This window comes from Pseudoalteromonas sp. OOF1S-7 (assembly GCF_022347765.1).
Lineage (GTDB): Bacteria > Pseudomonadota > Gammaproteobacteria > Enterobacterales > Alteromonadaceae > Pseudoalteromonas.
Map to the genome: position 1 here is coordinate 141,180 of NZ_JAKRFZ010000007.1, position 17,846 is coordinate 159,025.

17 protein-coding genes and 1 other RNA gene are annotated in these 17,846 nt (G+C 47.0%); 6 read left to right on the forward strand and 12 right to left on the reverse strand.

What is annotated here, in order from left to right; translation table 11 throughout:
- Positions 1-21: 21 nt before the first annotated feature.
- From MHN33_RS12250 to MHN33_RS12260, 3 genes are all read right to left on the reverse strand, one after another.
- Positions 22-249 carry a helix-turn-helix transcriptional regulator gene (locus MHN33_RS12250; protein ID WP_239398267.1) on the reverse strand — a complete coding sequence of 76 codons (228 nt, stop codon included), beginning with the start codon at positions 247-249 and terminating at the stop codon, positions 22-24.
- Positions 242-751, reverse strand: coding sequence for a hypothetical protein (locus MHN33_RS12255; protein ID WP_239398268.1), 510 nt, complete (start codon positions 749-751; stop codon positions 242-244). The genes MHN33_RS12250 and MHN33_RS12255 overlap by 8 nt, the downstream gene beginning before the upstream one ends.
- 111 nt (positions 752-862) lie before the next feature.
- Positions 863-1,756 carry a hypothetical protein gene (locus MHN33_RS12260; protein WP_239398269.1) on the reverse strand — a complete coding sequence of 298 codons (894 nt, stop codon included), beginning with the start codon at positions 1,754-1,756 and terminating at the stop codon, positions 863-865.
- A 192-nt stretch (positions 1,757-1,948) separates the two neighbouring features.
- Here MHN33_RS12260 and MHN33_RS12265 point away from each other — a divergent pair, with 192 nt between their 5' ends.
- Positions 1,949-4,063, forward strand: coding sequence for a winged helix-turn-helix domain-containing protein (locus MHN33_RS12265; RefSeq protein WP_239398270.1), 2,115 nt, complete (start codon positions 1,949-1,951; stop codon positions 4,061-4,063).
- A 333-nt stretch (positions 4,064-4,396) separates the two neighbouring features.
- Here the strand turns inward: MHN33_RS12265 and MHN33_RS12270 are convergent, their stop codons facing one another.
- Positions 4,397-5,938: a serine hydrolase domain-containing protein gene (locus tag MHN33_RS12270; protein WP_239398271.1), complete on the reverse strand. Its 1,542-nt coding sequence runs from the start codon at positions 5,936-5,938 to the stop codon at positions 4,397-4,399.
- A gap of 126 nt (positions 5,939-6,064) precedes the next feature.
- Between MHN33_RS12270 and MHN33_RS12275 the strand changes: the two genes are divergently transcribed.
- Entirely contained in the window at positions 6,065-8,206 is a 2,142-nt protein-coding gene (locus tag MHN33_RS12275; protein WP_239398272.1) for a winged helix-turn-helix domain-containing protein, read from the forward strand.
- 93 nt (positions 8,207-8,299) lie between these two features.
- On the opposite strand, the gene rnpB is transcribed toward MHN33_RS12275, so the two are convergent.
- Positions 8,300-8,670, reverse strand: an RNA gene (rnpB, locus tag MHN33_RS12280) — RNase P RNA component class A.
- A 59-nt stretch (positions 8,671-8,729) separates the two neighbouring features.
- Positions 8,730-9,593 carry a 16S rRNA (cytidine(1402)-2'-O)-methyltransferase gene (gene rsmI / locus MHN33_RS12285; RefSeq protein WP_239398273.1) on the reverse strand — a complete coding sequence of 288 codons (864 nt, stop codon included), beginning with the start codon at positions 9,591-9,593 and terminating at the stop codon, positions 8,730-8,732.
- 63 nt (positions 9,594-9,656) lie between these two features.
- On the opposite strand from rsmI, the gene MHN33_RS12290 reads away from it, so the two are divergent.
- Genes MHN33_RS12290 through dolP form a run of 4 tightly spaced genes read left to right on the forward strand, consistent with a single transcriptional unit; the run spans position 9,657 to position 13,074 of the window.
- On the forward strand, positions 9,657-11,549 hold the full coding sequence (locus tag MHN33_RS12290) for a penicillin-binding protein activator (protein ID WP_239398274.1): 1,893 nt from the start codon (positions 9,657-9,659) through the stop codon (positions 11,547-11,549).
- A 3-nt stretch (positions 11,550-11,552) separates the two neighbouring features.
- Entirely contained in the window at positions 11,553-11,918 is a 366-nt protein-coding gene (locus tag MHN33_RS12295) for a YraN family protein (protein WP_239398275.1), read from the forward strand.
- A gap of 1 nt (position 11,919) precedes the next feature.
- A complete protein-coding gene (locus tag MHN33_RS12300) occupies positions 11,920-12,504 on the forward strand; it encodes an SIS domain-containing protein (RefSeq protein WP_046005342.1) in 585 nt (194 codons plus the stop codon).
- A gap of 3 nt (positions 12,505-12,507) precedes the next feature.
- Positions 12,508-13,074 carry a division/outer membrane stress-associated lipid-binding lipoprotein gene (dolP, locus tag MHN33_RS12305; RefSeq protein ID WP_239398276.1) on the forward strand — a complete coding sequence of 189 codons (567 nt, stop codon included), beginning with the start codon at positions 12,508-12,510 and terminating at the stop codon, positions 13,072-13,074.
- 66 nt (positions 13,075-13,140) lie between these two features.
- Here dolP and MHN33_RS12310 read toward each other — a convergent pair whose 3' ends face one another.
- The 6 genes from MHN33_RS12310 to rpsI all read right to left on the reverse strand — a co-directional run bounded on the left by MHN33_RS12310 (position 13,141) and on the right by rpsI (position 17,846).
- Entirely contained in the window at positions 13,141-13,584 is a 444-nt protein-coding gene (locus MHN33_RS12310; protein ID WP_239398277.1) for a ClpXP protease specificity-enhancing factor, read from the reverse strand.
- Positions 13,584-14,210, reverse strand: a complete 627-nt coding sequence (gene sspA / locus MHN33_RS12315; protein WP_239398278.1) for a stringent starvation protein SspA — start codon at positions 14,208-14,210, stop codon at positions 13,584-13,586. The genes MHN33_RS12310 and sspA overlap by 1 nt, the downstream gene beginning before the upstream one ends.
- A 127-nt stretch (positions 14,211-14,337) precedes the next feature.
- Positions 14,338-15,075 carry a cytochrome c1 gene (locus tag MHN33_RS12320; protein WP_239398279.1) on the reverse strand — a complete coding sequence of 246 codons (738 nt, stop codon included), beginning with the start codon at positions 15,073-15,075 and terminating at the stop codon, positions 14,338-14,340.
- The gene (locus tag MHN33_RS12325) at positions 15,072-16,364 is read right to left on the reverse strand and encodes a cytochrome b N-terminal domain-containing protein (protein ID WP_239398280.1); all 1,293 of its coding nucleotides are present in this window, start codon (positions 16,362-16,364) and stop codon (positions 15,072-15,074) included. Before MHN33_RS12325 ends, MHN33_RS12320 begins: the two co-directional genes overlap by 4 nt.
- Complete coding sequence (petA, locus tag MHN33_RS12330) at positions 16,364-16,954, reverse strand: ubiquinol-cytochrome c reductase iron-sulfur subunit (RefSeq protein WP_239398281.1); 591 nt, start codon at positions 16,952-16,954, stop codon at positions 16,364-16,366. Before petA ends, MHN33_RS12325 begins: the two co-directional genes overlap by 1 nt.
- 502 nt (positions 16,955-17,456) lie before the next feature.
- On the reverse strand, positions 17,457-17,846 hold the full coding sequence (gene rpsI / locus MHN33_RS12335) for a 30S ribosomal protein S9 (protein ID WP_239398282.1): 390 nt from the start codon (positions 17,844-17,846) through the stop codon (positions 17,457-17,459).

Consider the following 17,846-nt stretch of genomic DNA (forward strand, 5'->3'; position numbering starts at 1 on the left):
AAAGCAAATAAAGTGCCAGACTCATATTCCAGTATCATTTCCCGTATACTGAAAGACCGCTTCCAGGGGCTCACCAAATACCCGGGCAATCTTAAATGCCACCTCCAGTGACGGTGAGTATTTTGCCGCCTCAATTGCCATGATGGTTTGCCGGGTCACGCCAACGCGCTCTGCCAATTCCTTTTGGGTCATCTCACCCGCCATAAATCTCAGTGTTCTGATTTGATTTTTGATAGTGCACTCAGCCATAACGTGTCACCATGCGGTTTCTGATCAGCTGAGTTGCGTAATTAACCAATTCCGCTAATAAAAAGGCGCCAACCATGATATGCAACGTGAAAAACGGCAATGCCGTACGCTCAGCGACACCCAGACCATTTTGCTCCAGTGCATACTGGCCGATCGCAAAACAGATCCCCGCCTGAAGCGTCCATAACGCATATTTATTGCCCACCAGCGATACCTGTTTTTCTCTTTCATCCATGGGCTTATCCACATCACCATCACTGACCAGCTCCAGCAGTAGCTGACTGACAATTGACAAAGCAATCGAGACACCCACAACTTTGATGAGCAATTGAGATATCCAGACACCACTGGCGAGCTGCTGCGCACCGGCCATCATCAGGCTGGAGGCGTAGAAATAGACCACAGCACCGGTCACCAACAGATCTAAGGTCAAAGTCAGATCCCGAAAACTCAGCGAGTCGAGCAATGCCTTTAACGCTTTCAGTTTTTCATTACCTGTCATGAATACCTTCCTTAACTTAAAGTAAAAAATATTTTACTTTATACTGGTTGAAATTCTAACCAATGTCAAACATCTTTTACTTCAAGTCGTAAATACATGACAGCTTAACACTCAGTAAACGGGTCTGAGATCGTCGATTATTTTTGCATCGACCCAGAACAAGTCTGACTGAGCTTTGCTTGCTTCCCCTTCTGACTTGACCATTCTGTTGAAAAACAGATATTTCCCATCTGGCGTCACCTGGGGTCCTCCTTCCTCGGCGGCCGTGTTGATCCGCTCACCCAGATTGATCGCCTCGCCCCAGGAGCCATCACGCTGACGAAAGCTGATATACAGATCTGAACTGCCAAACCCCTGCTCCCGCTCCCCATCCCACATAACATAAGACTCATCAGGTGCAATAAAGGGATGGGCATTCCACTTGCCGGTATTGATTGCCTTGCTGAATGCCTGTGGCGCCTGCCATTCACCTTTGGCCCATTTCGAGTACCTCAGTACGCCACTACCGTCGCGGGTAAATTCATCCAACACCAGGGTGCCCCTGAGCGACATTTTAAGGCCCATCATAGGAATATCATCAAATGCAGAGCCGAGCTTTTTCATGTCAGACCACCCGCTCGGGGTGCGCGTTTTGTATTGCTTACCGTAAAACACCGCTTGACCATCCGGGCTGTAATAAGCAGCACGACCAGTTTGATCAGTCACGATTTTCTGCCAACCCTCAGCGATTCTTTTAAATGTCACAGACGCTGTTTCGCGCTGTCCGTTGTTCACCCGCCACCGGGACACATAGAGCACTTCTTTATCTGGCGCGAAATGCATCGCATCTCCCCAGTCGGGCGTAGACACGAGTCCCGGAGCAAACACTTTTGGAGTTAATCCGGGCGGCTCCTGGCCCAGGTAAGGGCCGTTTAACTCAGCCAACACAGGCTGAGTGTTGCCATTGCTACATACAAACAGACCCACAACAGACAAAAGTAACTTTGGTAATTCAGGCTTCATCATATTATTCTCCCAATAAGCGAGTAAGCAGAGCCATCAAAATACCGGTGTAGAGTAAAAAATCCGGGCCTGACGATGACTTCTCGCTGACTTTATTCTGAAAATTACAAAAAGCATTACTATCAAATAGTTAAATTGAAATTAGCGTGTGATTTTGATACAGGTGCGGGGAGCGCATGGCGCATTAGGAACACTATGACACAGCAATACTGGATAGGTGAGTTTTACGTAGACTTATCACGTAACCAAATCACCGATGGAAATGAGGTTATCACTCTAGCGCCCAAAGCATTGTCGGTACTGACTGCGCTGGCACAACAACAAGGGCATGTCATTAGTCAGGACACTTTGCTCGACAAGGTTTGGCCCGATACCATCGTCTCGCCTAATACTTTGCAGCGCTGCATTGCTCAGCTAAGAAAAGCACTGGGTGATGATGGCAAAGAACAGCACATTATCAAGACCCATGCCAAGCAGGGCTACAGCCTGGAATGTGAAGTACGCTGGCAGACCCAGCCGCAAAGCGCGACACCTGCACAGCACAAAGCAGCCACGCAGCCAGAACCAGGCCACGCACCAGCACCAACTCAGATACGCTCCCGCGCGCAATTTGGGTTTGCCCTGTTTGCGGCCGCCTTTTTTATTGTTGGCCTTGCAGCTTCGGTGTTATTTGAGCCAAGTTCAAGCGAACAGTTGACAATCAGCGAATTTCGCCCTCTGACGGCCACCGATAACCTCGAAGTGGCCGGGGTTTACTCTCCCGACGGCGAATATATCGTTTTCCACCGTTATTCTACTGAACTGTGCCGCAATAATATCTGGGCAAAACGCATCGACACCCAGCAGGAGTTTCGCCTGACGAACAATCTGGATATTAACGGACAACACCAGTTTTCGCCCGATGGCAAAATGCTGGCATTCGTACAGACCTCAACTTGTGTGCAACCCGTCACCCAGAAACTCTGTTATCACCTGATGACACTGGATTTCAATAAAGCGCTGCAAACTCCGCAAACACCTGCCCGTGTACTGGAGTGCAAGAACTCACAGATCAGAGAGCCACAGTGGCTGGACAGCGAGCATATCGCACTGCTACAAAAAACAAACGAGCGCTGGAAACTGATCCGCTACTCAATGACGGATAACACCAGTGCCCCCCTGTATGAGGTCAGCGACGGCGATATCATCAGCTATGATTATTCCCGTAAAGACGGCCTGCTGGCGGTTGTGCGCCTTGGTGAGGGTGAGCACTACTATCTTGATATGCTCAGGCCCGATGGCACACAGGTATCCAGTCACCGCATTCACTACCCCAATACCATAGCCCGGTTCAGGCCCATCTATCCCAACTTTTCACCCTATGAAAACCAGCTGGCCTTCAGTACCGGACGCCAGTTATATACCCTCACCTATCAGGGGCAAGTCAGCCCGGTGACCCTGCCGGTTGACGAACCCATGGGCTCTCCGGTGTTTCATCCCGACGGTAACCGTATGCTGGTGATCAAGGGGCAATATGACAGTGACATCCTCTCACTCCCCTTTGGACATGATGCCTCACTGCAAACGTCGCAGGCGATGATCTTTGAACGCTCCACCAAAGAAGAAAGTAATGCAATATTTCAGCCGGGCGGTGACCTGCTCGCCTTTAACTCGGCACGTTCCGGACAAATGCAGATCTGGCTCAGTGACGGGCAAGTGCCCCGCCAGCTCAGCAACTTCCCGATGGATACCTTCTTATACGAAACCCACTGGTCAGCCGATGGCACTGAGCTGTTAACCAATGCCGACAAAGCGCTGGTGAAGTTCTCGCTGGATGGCACTGCACACGCCATTACTCTGGCGCACCCGATAGAGCAATTGTTTTACTGGGACAGCCGCGCTCAGACGGCACTTGCCCAGCTCAAAATAAATGGTGTGCTCACGTTTGCTGAGCTGGACCTGACAAACTCAGCCATACGTGTTCTGAACGACCATGAGGTAACCTGGGCCCTGAAAACCTCCAATGGCACTTTGATATATACTGATCATATGGATCGCTTCTGGCGCTCCGGCCCAGTTGAAGACGAGCTGATTGAGCCACTTCTGGATCAGGGCAGCGAGCGGCGCTTTACGGCCTTTGGCAATATCCTGTACGGGATCAATGAAAGCGCACAATTGTGGTCTTACGATCTGCACAGTGGTGATTTTGAGATATTAACTACAGTGGCAAATGATATTGTCCGTATTTCGGCCGTCAATGATGAGCAGATCTTGTTGATCAAGCAGCTTACATCCCGAAAAGAAGTGGTGGAATTGCTGCTGGGGGACTGAGCAGCAATTCAAAAGGGCAGTCCGCCATCTGCCCTTTAAACAACACGCTTTTTAAGGCTCTGCCAGCTGTTCCTGTTCGCTCAGCGAACGCTGATCATTACGATGACTCGGTCCCAGCCACTGCGGTAAAGTGGCACCGCAGCACTTTGGCGTACGCCTCACAATTCATGTCGTGAAGATACAAACAGCAAACGGTTTTTCAATAGCAGCAAAGCTAAATAGTTTGCTTACCTGCAAAGCGATATGAATAGATATGGGATAAAGGAATAAGTTCCAGTGCTTGACCTGCTAAACGCTGGAACTGAATAGCAGTTGCACAGAATCTGTTATTCGTCACTTATTTAAACGCTTTACCAGTTGATTCACTTTCCAAACCACAGGCTCACTAACAAAGTTTTTATTACACAAAATAGCCAGTGTAATACCTTGGTCTAAATAAATACTCAATCGAGAGCTTACGCCTATCGAATCTCCCGAGTGGCCGATAATTCTATTCCCTTGTTCACCTTGAGTTGAAAAACCATAGCCATAGCCCGGTGAATGTAATTCAGGCTTCGCGCTGTATGCCGTCTGGGTCAAGGCTTTAGACAGAAGCTTATATTGCGTCAGCGCTTGCGAAAATTTATGTAAGTCAACAACCGTTGAAAACCCGCCGCCAGCTGCGCCGCCACGAGTCCCCATAAATTCGAGATTGCTTAGGTTTTTTTGTTGCTCTGCATCGTAATAATAACCAATGGCCCTATTTTCTATTGCCTGCTTGGGATCGTAACTATCAGAGTGACTCATACCAGCAGGTTGATAGATGTGCTCTCGAATATAGCGGTAATAACTTTTACCACTGACCTTTTCCATGATTTCTCCCAACAAAACCATGCCATCGTTACTGTACCTGAATTGACTGCCAGGTGTTGCAGCTAAGGTCAGGTGTTTAAAGTTTTTTGTAACTTTCCTTTCGGCACTGCCTGAGCTTGGCTCTGTATCTGGTGCTTGTGACCAACCTAATCCGGCGGTATGGCTTAACAGTTGGCGTACGGTTATTTGATCAAACTCTCCAGCAGGGAACATTGCCCGGTCAATAAACTTGATTAACTTATCATCCAAGCTCATTTTCTGCTGCTCAACCAGCTGTAATATCCCCACCGCGGTAAACATTTTATTCATTGATGCCAGGTTAAACTTAGTGTCTACATTGTTTTTGGCTGTCCGTTCGAGATTGGTAAAGCCTTTTGCGTCTTGGTAGAGCACGGTATCAGTATCAGCGATAAGTATTGCCCCTGAAAACAACCCCTGAGCAGTAAGACGATTAATATAGTGACGTACCTGGCTAATCAGTTCCGTTTTCGATATTTTGCTATTTTCTTCACTAGGGTGTGACGTGGGTTGCAGATAAAAATTGGCCAGTTTGTTTGGTGATTGTTGTGGCATTGTCATGGTTAAGTTGTACCACAACTCGGTGTTTCTCGACTTAACTCTTATCCGAAATCGCTCAGTACCATTGCGCGGAGATAACTGTTTAATGGTATCGAGCTCGAGAAACCCATGAAATTGCCGTTCACCGGTAATATAACCTATGTAACGCGTTCGGCCTTCTCCACCAAATGCCTCAATACTCGATTGTGCCAGATGATGATCAACAAATTTAACAACGGATGTCTGTTGCTTGTCATTCATCACTCGAATAAATTCATGGATCAATTCCTCTGTATTTTCTGCCGGCTTGGCGAGACTTGGTTGGCTGTAAAATAAGACCGTGGAAAGCAGTACGCATGATGTTAACAAATGCCTAATTACACTCGAACTGTTTATGTAGTGACACAAAAAAGAGCGAACAGTTTCTGCGAACAAAATTTGTTTTTTGGTAGGATGTAGGTTCACATTTTTATCCTTTTAACAGTGGGTTAATTGATTTATCTGAGCCCCAGCATTACCGGGCAGTGCTTAAATGGCGATGGAAAAACCGTTCGGATTGCATTAAGAAAAGCTTAAGGGTTGAATTTATTAATGAATATCAAATTACTAGAAAAAACCACAGAGGGTAGAATCACGGAAATTTCAGCTCATCAACATTCAAGCAACGAGATATTCTTCATCAATGATGCGCAAATTTGCCCTCAAAAAGGTGAAATCAATCTCGGAGGCCAGCTTTATTCAGTTGAACCTAAGGTCATGGAAGTATTACTGGTTTTGTGCCGTCAGATTAATAACGTGGTAACCCCTGAGCAGATCTTTGAACAAGTGTGGCCACGGTCAATTTATAACCCCAGCTCTATCCGGCGTTGTATCGCGATACTGAGAAAGTGCTTACAAGATGACTCTAAATCGCTGATAAAAACCCATCCTAAGCGCGGTTATATTTTGCAAGCCCAGATGACTACAACCCCATCATCAGCTGAAGCAACACCGACTCATCCTGATGTTTTGCCGCTTATTTCGACTACAAGCAAAACTGGCCGAACCATGCTTGTTAGCGCTCTATCGTTACTGTTACTTTCGGCAGTTGCACTGGGTCTATTTTCTCAGACCCCAACAAAGACACCTTTTGACTCACCTAAAGTATGGCAAGTGAGCCATTTCCGGCCGCTAACAGCCAGCAATGACAACGAAACCTACGCCAGATACATAGATGGTAATCAACAAATCGTGTTTATTCGTCATTCTGACAATGGCCCTAGTCAGTTGTGGTTAAAATCGTTGCAAACAAATGCAGAACAATTGTTGTTATCAAGCAAGGACAGTATTTTATTTTTTGAGGTAAAGCCTAAAACCGGGATAGAAGCCAAGCCAAACAACCAAACCGAGATACTTATTGCTATTAAAACAAGCAAGGGAGTTGAGTTTAGAGATTTAATTTTTAACAAAAAATATGAGCTAAACCAAAGCGAAACGCTTTTTAGTGTCCCTGAAGTCACCAGCATCTCAGCATTTTATTCAGATACAAAAAATATATATTTTTTAGGAAAAGTTGCGGGAAAAACTAGCCTCTATTCAGGCACCATACAAAACGGTACAGTTGAGCAATTACTGACTAGCCATGACAACTTTACCCCTTATCGCATTTCTCGTTCACTGGATAAAAAGGGCATCGCAGTTTTAGGCTTTAATGCGCAACACACCTCACAAATCTGGAACCTTTCACTACCTGATCGCAGTTTCACTTTATTCGCCTCATTAGACCAAAACTGGTATTTCATTGATACCAACCCGAACGTCAGTGCCCATCTATTAAGTGACGGAAAATCCTTATTTCAATTAGATGCTTCAGCACACCTGTTGCCGATTACCTTTGAAAACTATGCATTTTTACATTTTCCCGGTTTTAGTCCTGATGGACAGAAACTGATCTACACACAGGCAACACTCACAGGCAACATTGGCTGGCGCGACCTGCGAAACGCAGAGTCTGCTTTTTGGACAGATACTAGTGCACATAGCTGGCAAGGCGTTTTATCGCCAGATGGTAACAAGCTTGCCTATATTTCCAATAAAAATGGCCACAGCCAGATGTTTGTTAAGCACTTAGATACGGGGGGCGACCATCTTATATATGCTAATCAGGAGCAATATCTGGCGTTATCAAAACCGGTGTGGAGTCCAAAGGGTGATAAGCTGGCAAGCGCTCGAAATGATCGGGTCTTTATTGTCAATTTAGAGACAAATAAAATAAACCATTTAGATACGTTAGTCGGCCAACCAGAAGCCTGGCATCAAGATCGCCATACCCTATTTATCAGGGATAACAATGGTAAATCTCCCAAATGGTTCACCTATGATGTGAAGAATAAAACGCAGACCCCTCAATATTTCCCTGATAAACACGTTGGCGTATTAACTAGTTTAGGCCAATCGATGTCCATTTATCAGGGGCGATTATACAATGGTGAAGGGCAGGTATTATGGCAGGCCCCTGACGACAGACACATAACTCAACACTTTTCTACCGATGCAGGCCTGTATCTCGTTGTGAATGGCAACACGAAGAGCAACGGCAGAGACATATGGTATTTTGCCTTCAATACGCAAACGGCAAACTTGATCACTGAGTTAACTGATAAAGAAATGGATATTTCTGACTTCAGGCAAGGCCTGATGGTATTTAACACATTCGAAAGTGAAAAAGATATCGTAACACTGTCAGTAAAATAACCGACTGAGCAAAGGCTCGTGTTTTACGGTGTGATGGGTAAGAGTTATAGAAAACCACTTGATTTACAAAGTAAATCAAGTGGTTACTTAAAGAGGGTGAGTCAGCCTGTAAGCCGGGTTCTGTTCTCTCCCGAGGGAGATCGATAATCATTCGTCTAGGCTTGGGATCGCTCCCAAGCTCGAGCAACCTACCCGGTTCCGATGCGGGCCACACCATAAGGAACCCTATTTGGTCTTGCTCCGGGTGGAGTTTACCTTGCAACCAACTGTTACCAGTGGCCCGGTGCGCTCTTACCGCACCCTTTCACCCTTACCGGTTCCGAAGAACTTAGGCGGTCTTCTCTCTGCTGCACTTGTCGTAGGCTCACGCCCCCCAGCCGTTAGCTGGCACCCTGCCCAATGGAGCCCGGACTTTCCTCCCCCTGATCATTTTCGTCACAGGCAGCGATTATCCGGCTGACTCAGGCGGGGGATTATACGCACCTTTAGTGTAAAACGCAGCATTAATTTGCGTTACTTAAGATTATTCCCCTTCACGCTCAGCAATAATCGCTTTATACAGGGCGTTTTTCTTCAATCCGAAGTACTCGGCAGCAATGCCACAGGCTTTTTTCAACGGCATTTCACCTTCCAGCAAACCGATCAGCTGTTTGGCCTCTGGCGTCATTTCGCTGCTAACCTGGGTTTTACCGGGCAGCATCAGCACCAGCTCACCCCGCTGGCGTTCGGGTTCGTTTTCAAGAAACGCGATCAGCTCACAGACAGGTCCGCTGAAAAAGGTTTCATAGGTTTTGGTCAGCTCTTTGGCGAACACTACGCGCTGTTGCTCGCCCAGTGCCGTTTGCAAGTCAGCCAGACTGGCCATGATACGGTGCGTGCTTTCGTACATAATACTGGTGATGCCAGACTCATGTGCCTCTTTAAAGAAGCTCTGGCGAGCCTGACTTTTAGCCGGTGTAAAACCCACAAACTGAAAGCGGTCGGTTGGCAAACCTGAGCAGCTTACCGCCGCAATTGCGGCACACGCACCTGGCACAGGGGTTACCTGAGCGCCCGCTTCACGACATAAGTTCACCACCGCGTAGCCTGGGTCGCTGATCAGCGGCGTGCCAGCGTCGGATACCAGCGCGATGTCCATGCCCTGCTTCAGCCAGTCCAGGATCTGCTGCGCCTTTTGTTTTTCGTTGTGGTCGTGCAACGCAAAGGTTTTTGCTTTTATGCTGAAGTGGCTCAATAATTTACCTGTGTGACGGGTGTCCTCGGCAGCCACTAAATCGACCTCTGCCAGTACTTTCAGCGCACGTTCACTGATGTCTTCTAAATTGCCTATGGGTGTGGCAACGATATACAGGGTGCCAATTTTGTCTGAGATTTCGGCATTTGTCATTGAGCTCTCCAGGGTCAGTCAGTAAGATATCCACAAACATAAGGTATGAGTAAAGGTTTGCGAGTGCGACTGAAAAATATAAGTCTAGTGATTGCGGTATTGTCAGGGTTATCGGCCTGTGGCACAACCCCTAAAACCGCTTCAACGCAAGACAAACAGACATTGGCCACAGCCTCAACCGCACCGGCTGAACAACTGGATGCGCAAGGTCTGTTCAATAAGGCTGGTAGCAAACAGGGCGCGAGTAAAATTCAGTTGCTGTATCTGGCAAGACAAGCCGCCATTGACGAGCAAAACTGGCCCATTCTGGAGCAGGTCTGTAGCGAACTTGAAAGCAAGGCCAGTGTCGATCACGTACAAAACAAACTGTATACCGCATTGGCCCGACAACAACAGCAGAAATTTAGTAGCGCACTGGCCTTACTGCAAACCTTAGAAAGCAAATTAAAACTGCCAGAACATCAGGCCTGGCATCAGTATCTGATGGGCAGTGTGTATGCCGCCCAGCAGCTACCAAAAAAAGCCCTGGTACATTACTTTAAAAGTGCGGATCTGGCCAACAAACACCAATTACTTATTGCCGGTTTGAATCAGGATATCTGGCAGGCACTACAACAATTGTCTTCATATGCACTGGAACGCTTTGATCGCGGCACAGTGATCCAGCAAGGCTGGGTTAAACTGGCCAAATACCATCAGATTTACTTAGGCTCGACGGTGCAGCTTCATCAGGCGCTGAATAACTGGCAGCGCCGCTATACCAGTCACCCGGGCAGTAAAATTATCCCGACGGAAGTGAAAACCACACTGGATCTCGCGCCGTATGATGTGACCCGTATTGCTGTGCTGTTGCCCACCTCTGGCAGCAGTGAGCGCCTGGGCAGAGCCCTTAAAAACGGCTTTCTGGCGGCAATGGACGCCAATCGGGTTGAAGAGATCTTTTTCATCGACGAAACCCTGGATGTAGCACAAATAGACCGAGAACTTCAGCAAAGCCAGGCCGAGTTTGTGATTGGCCCGCTACTTAAAAGCAATGTAGAAAAACTCACTGCCAGTACATATTTAACGACCGCGCCGACGCTGTTTTTAAATACCCTGGATACGCCCGCTGCACTGGGTAATCCAAACCACTATTACTTTGCGTTAGACCCCGAGCATGAAGTTGAGCAGGCAATGGTGCATTTCCTGGCGAAGGGGTATCAAAAACCTATGCTGCTGGCCCCAGATACGGCTTCCGGTAAACGCCTTATCAACCACTTTGAGACCCAGTGGCAGCGTTACAGCGAAACCCGGCCTGAAGTGGGCTTTTACTCTGACAGTGAAAACATGGCCGAAGTGGTTGGCCAGCTGCTTGAAGTAGACAGCTCAAAACAACGGATCGCGACCATAAAACGCATGTTCAGACGCGAACTGGAAAGTGAAACGCGCTCACGCCGCGATATAGATGCCATCTATATTTTAGGTGATGCCATTGAAACCCGCCTACTCAAACCGTATTTAGATGTCAATGTCAGCACCTTTGCCGATCGTATACCGCTCTATGCCAGCTCACGCAGTTACAGCAAACAGATAGATAAAACAGACAAAGGGGATCTTGAGGGGCTGTTTTTCACCGAGGTACCCTGGATGCTGCCGGGCGCAGTCAAATCGCAAAGCTTGCGCGAGCAACACAGCCAGCTTTGGCCTGAGCAGTCAGACATTGAACAGCGCCTGTTTGCCATGGCTTATGATGCGCTGAATCTGATCCCGGAAATAAAACAGCTAAGTAAAATACCGGGTAAGGAGTTTGATGGCCTGACTGGCGCACTCACCATCAAAGACGCCAATCGTATTAACCGCCAACTGAGCTGGGCGCAGTATCACAAAAATCAGATCCGCCTGGTCAGTCTGGATCAGCGCCCGCCTACGCCGCTGTTTATGAAACAGCTGTATGAAGATTATCAGGCACAGCAGTAGACGATGTTCAGCAAACTGTTCAATCACAGCAGGGAAAAAGGTCAGCACTATGAGGAGCTTGCTGAAACTTATCTCAAGAAACAAGGTCTTAAAGCCATCACTCGCAACTATCTTTGTCGCTATGGTGAAATAGACTTGATCATGAAAGAAGGTGAAACCTGGGTGTTTGTCGAGGTAAAATTTCGTCGTGGCGGAGGCTTCGGTGGCGCAATACAGGCATTGAGTCAAAGTAAGTTACAAAAATTGCGTCGCAGTATATATAATTATCTGCAACAATCTGCATTGCACAATGTCCCTGTACGGATCGACTTTGTGGCAATTCAAGGCGATAAAAACCCAGATATCCAATGGATTAGAAATATTACTTAGTATGCAAGAATCAATAAAAGAGATCTTTACCGAAAGTATTCAAGCACAAATTGCCGCAGGTGAAGCACTGCCTGAAGTCCTAGAATCGACGGCTTATGCCATTGCGCAATGTCTGATCAACGGCAATAAACTGATCTGCTGCGGTGTGCCTAGCTGTCACATGATTGCAGAGCATTTCAGTAACCTGCTGGTGAACTACTTTGAAACAGAGCGCCCTTGCCTGCCTGCACTCACCCTGAGTCAGACGCAAATCAACCTCAGCAATGGCGACGAGAGCCAGGGTGCAGATTACTTCGCCCGCCAGGTACGCGCGATTTCCAATCAAAATGACTTGCTCTTTGTTGTGGCCATCGACGGACACGAAAAGAGTGTGATCAGTGCGGTTGAAGCGGCGCTGACCAGTGATCTCAATGTCATTGCATTGATTGGTGATGATGGTGGCGAACTGACAGGGTTATTAGGCCCGAATGACGTAGAGATACGCGTGCCCAGCAAACGGGCCAGTCGCATTCTGGAAACCCACCTGTTTACTGTCCACTGCCTGAGCCAGCTCATTGACAATATTCTCTTTCCACAGGACGCATAAAAGATGTTAAAACGACCTGCACTGATACTTTGCTCCGTATTACTGATCCAGGGCTGTGCTGCCGCGGTGGTGGCCGGTACCGCTGGTGCCGTCACATCGGCCAATGACAGACGGACTTTGGGCTCACAAATTGACGATAACAATATCGAAATCAAAGGCACACTGGCACTCAAGCGTATTCCTGCGCTGGCTAATCACGCCAATATCAGTCTGGTCAGTGTCAACGGCCACCTACTGATGGTCGGCCAGGTCAGTACTGTCGAAATGAAACAGCAAGCTCACAACACCCTCAAGGGCGTTCAGGGCATTAAACGTATTTATAACCAGTTGCGGATCGGCAGCAACATTGGCATTACCACACAGACCAACGACAGCTGGCTAACCACCAAAGTTAAAACTAAGTTGATTGCCGATGACCACATTGATGGTGGCAATATTAAAGTGGTAACAGAGAACAGTGAAGTCTTTCTGATGGGCCTGGTCAATCAGGATGAAGCCGAACGAGCGGTTGATATCGCCCGTAATGTACACGGTGTGCTGAAAGTCGTTAAAGCTTTTGAAATCTTGTAATAGTTAAAGTTAATAAAGAGAGATAAAAAACCTGCCAGTGGGCAGGTTTTTTTGTTGTCTGACGTGCTACTTTATCACTCTCAGGTGAGAGGCTTTCTTCGCTTTTTCAGGCGTTTCTTTGTCTGCTGAAGGGGTTTCAGCAGGCTCCTCAATCACCTCGGTTTGAGCTGGCTCTTCTAAGTGCTCATCGTCCTGTGGGTGATCCGGCTCAGAGAAGATTGTACCTTCGCCATTTTCACGCGCATAAATCGCCAGCACTGCACCAATGGGGACATACACCTGCATTGGCTGACCAGAAAAACGCGCATTGAAGCTCAGTGCGTCATTGTCCATTAAAAAGTTAGCTGCTGCTGAGGGGCTAACATTCAGCACTATCTGCCCCTGCTGAACAAACTGACGTGGTACTTCAACTGCCGGATACTCAGCATCGACCACAATATGTGGTGTGCACTGATTATCGACAATCCAGTCGTAGAAAGCACGTAATAGGTAGGGGCGATTCGAAGTCATTAGCTGCGGATCTCACGCTCAGCTTCAGTCAGTGAAGCCTGGAATGAATCACGCTCAAATAAACGCAGCATGTATTCTTTCAGCTCTTTTGCACCCGCACCTGATAAGTCAATACCAAGTTGTGGTAAACGCCACAGCAGTGGTGCCAGATAACAATCAACCAGGCTAAACTCTTCACTCATGAAGTAAGGCGCTTCACTGAAAATTGGCGCAATCGCAAGTAACGCTTCTGTCAGCTCTTTGCGTGCCTGATCGGCATCTGCTCCGCCCTGCGCAACTTTTTCTGCCAGGCTGTACCAGTCAGTTTCGATACGGTGCATCATCAGACGGCTGCGACCACGCATAACAGGGTAGACTGGCATTAATGGAGGATGAGGGAAACGCTCATCTAGGTATTCCATTATGATATTTGCCTGATACAAACCGAGCTCTCTGTCTATCAGAGTGGGAACTGTACCATAAGGGTTAATCTCATGCAGTGCCTCTGGCAAGTTGTCCTTTTCGGCCAGATGAATATCGACACTTACCCCTTTCTCGGCCAATACGATACGAACCTGATGGCTGTACATACAGTTTGCACCGGAGAAAAGAGTCATAACAGGGCGCTTATTGGCAGCAACGGCCATGCCTACCTCCATAAATTAATGACAAAGTAATAACATCACTTTCATACCAATTTTATGTAATAAAATCGATAAAAACAGCAATAGGGGCCAAAGCCCCTATTGCATCAATTGCTGGAAAGTGTCCAGATTAATGGACATCTCTCCAGTATTCTTTCTTCAGCAAGAATGCCAGAATGAAGAAGATAATCAGGAAGCCCAGTACTTTAATACCCATAGCTTCTGATTGAAGGCGTGAAGGTTCACCAACATAAGCCAGGAAGTTAGTCAGGTCACGAACGGCCTGATCATATTCATCCGCGCTCAGCTCACCTGAGCCGTCTGTTGTGATGCTTTTCACTTTCTGAACTTTTACGCCATGCTCTTCCACTTCTTCAAACTCAGCAGTCGGCACGCCTTGTAACTCCTGCAATGCGTGTGGCATACCAACCAGCGGAAACACTGAGTTGTTAACACCAAACGGACGGCTTTCGTCAACGTAGAACGACTTTAGGTAAGTATATACCCAGTCAGCGCCACGCACACGGGCAACCAAAGTCAGGTCTGGCGGCGCAGCACCAAACCATTTTGCTGCGTCATCAATGTCCATCGCATTGCGAATGTGACCACCCACTTTTGAATCATCAAAAATCAGAGTGTCTTTACCAATCTCAACCGGAATACCGATGTCACGGAAAGTAGTCTCATAACGCTGATACTGCATCTGGTGACAACCCAAGCAGTAGTTCATGAACAACTTAGCACCACGCTGCAAGGACGCATTGTCAGTCAGATCATGGTTCGCTTCAAGTAAAGGAACCGAAGGACCCGCTGCCATTGCAAAGGTAGGCAGCAATGCGAATAAACCAATTAGTAGCTTTTTCATCATTTAGTCAACCTCGTAGGCAGTGGCTTAGTATTTTCATTCTTCGAGTACACAAACAGCAGTACAAAGAACATGAAGTACGTTACGGTACAAATCTGTGACAGAATCGTTGAAGTCACAGTTTGTGGCGTTGCACCAGCCCAACCTAGGATGAAGAAGGTAACGACGAACTGAGCAATGTTCAGCTTGTGGATACCACTACGATAACGGATTGAACGAACCTTACAACGGTCTAACCAAGGCAGTAGTGCTAATACTGCGATAGAAACACCCATCGCGATAACCCCTAACAGCTTGTCAGGAATTGCACGCAAAATGGCGTAATAAGGAGTAAAGTACCAAACCGGGAAAATATGTTCTGGTGTTTTCAGCGGATTCGCCGCCTCGAAGTTAGGCGCTTCCAAGAAGAAACCATTCATCTCAGGTACAAAGAATACTACCCAGCAGAACAGGATTAAGAAACCAACAACACCCAGAATATCTTTAACAGTGTAGTACGGGTGGAAAGGGATCGCATCTACGATATCTTTCTTACTTGTATAGTACTCATGGAACTTAAATTTAGACTTATCTTCTTCAGCTACACTGCCTTTCTTACGCTTGATATCGATACCGTCTGGGTTGTTTGAACCCACTTCGTGTAGCGCAACAATGTGCAGGAATACCAAAATAACCAGCACCAGTGGCAATGCAATTACGTGCAATGCAAAGAAACGGTTCAGGGTTGCACCTGAGATTACGTAGTCACCACGGATCCACAGTGTCAGATCATCACCAATGACCGGAATGGCACCAAACAGTGAAATGATTACCTGTGCACCCCAGAATGACATTTGACCCCAAGGCAGTAGGTAGCCCATGAATGCTTCAGCCATCAGAGCCAGGAAAATCAGCATACCGAAGACCCACAGCAGTTCACGCGGCTTCTGATAGGAGCCATAGATCATGCCACGGAACATGTGTAAATAAACCACGATGAAGAACGCCGACGCACCCGTCGAATGCAAGTAACGAAGCAACCAACCGTACTCTACATCACGCATGATGTATTCAATTGAAGCAAATGCGCCTTCTCCTGAAGGAACATAGTTCATTGTCAACCAGATACCCGTCAGGATCTGGTTAACCAATACCAGAATAGCCAGTGAGCCAAACAGGTACCAGAAGTTAAAGTTTTTAGGTGCTGGGTATTGCGCGATGTGCATATTCCAGACACGCGTCATTGGAATACGATCGTCAATCCAGTTCAGCACAGCGCCAAATGCGCCCGGCTTATCAACCTTCGCAGTCATTATGCAACTCCTCCTACTTCACCGATTAGGATAGTAGTGTCGTCAATAAAGGTATAAGGTGGGACTTCAAGGTTCAGTGGAGCTGGTACACCCTGGAATACTCGGCCAGCCATATCGAACTTAGAACCATGACAAGGACAGAAGAAACCATGTTCGGTACCTTCAATCTTTTCACCGAAGCCACCATTGAAGAATGACGGTGAACAACCCAGGTGAGTACAAATTCCGACCGCAATAAAAATCTCAGGACGCGTAGAGCGGTGATAATTTTTTGCAAAGTCAAGCTGTTGTGGCTCGTCTGAGTTAGGGTCACGAAGGTTACCTTCGTGCTTTTTCATTTCATCCAACATCGCAGGAGTACGATATACAACCCATACAGGTTTGCCTCGCCACTCAACACGAACTAATTGTCCAGGCTCAAGTTTGCTGATATCTACTTCTACAGGCGCACCTGCAGATTTAGCTCGCTCACTTGGGTTCCAAGACGCAATAAAAGGAACAGCAGCTCCAGCCGCACCAACGCCACCTACAACAGAGGTAGCGATAGTTAAAAAGCGACGTCGGCTGTTGTCTACAGGCGCATTGCTCATCCACTTATCTCCAATATGATTCCCAACACTTGCTATATTGAGAACATTAGTTACAGCAGGTTAATTTTAAGAAACTACAAAATAAACGCGATCATAAATAAATCCCTTGATTAAAACAAGGTTATTACAGTGCCATGCCCGAATAAACCATCGAAAAGTAGGAATTGGTTACTTCGAGCATGAAACCGATTTATTTTGGTAAAACGTCACAGGATGCCTTTCACTGACTCAGACAAACCGATAAGGCTGGCTATCAAAATTCAATCAGTGTTTTCGCGACTCATTACTTGCTCGGCAATTGTAGCAAAAAAATGCGCTGAGATATCGTCCAAACTCAACTAATTATTATAATTACTGAACTTTTTTGACCATAAATCTGTTCAGATGATTGTTTATTGCAATAAGAAGGAAAGTAGACACGTAGAATCAGGGGGCTTTGAATGAGCAAGAAACAAAAAACCCAGCACAAGGCTGGGTTTTTGCAATTCTGAAACGTAATAAATTAACGTTTTGAGAACTGAGTCTTCTTACGTGCTTTCTTAAGACCAACTTTCTTACGCTCAACTTGACGAGCATCGCGAGTAACAAAGCCAGCTTTACGCAGAGTTGGACGTAGTGATTCGTCAAACTCCATTAGCGCACGAGTGATACCGTGACGGATAGCACCAGCTTGACCAGTCATACCACCACCTGCAACAGTGATGTATAGGTCAAACTTTTCTGTCATTTCAACTAGCTCTAGTGGCTGACGAACAACCATGCGAGAAGTTTCACGACCGAAGTACTCTTCGATAGAACGCTGATTAATTACGATGTTGCCAGTGCCTGGGCGTAGGAATACGCGAGCACTTGAACTTTTACGACGACCTGTACCGTAGTATTGATTTGCCAT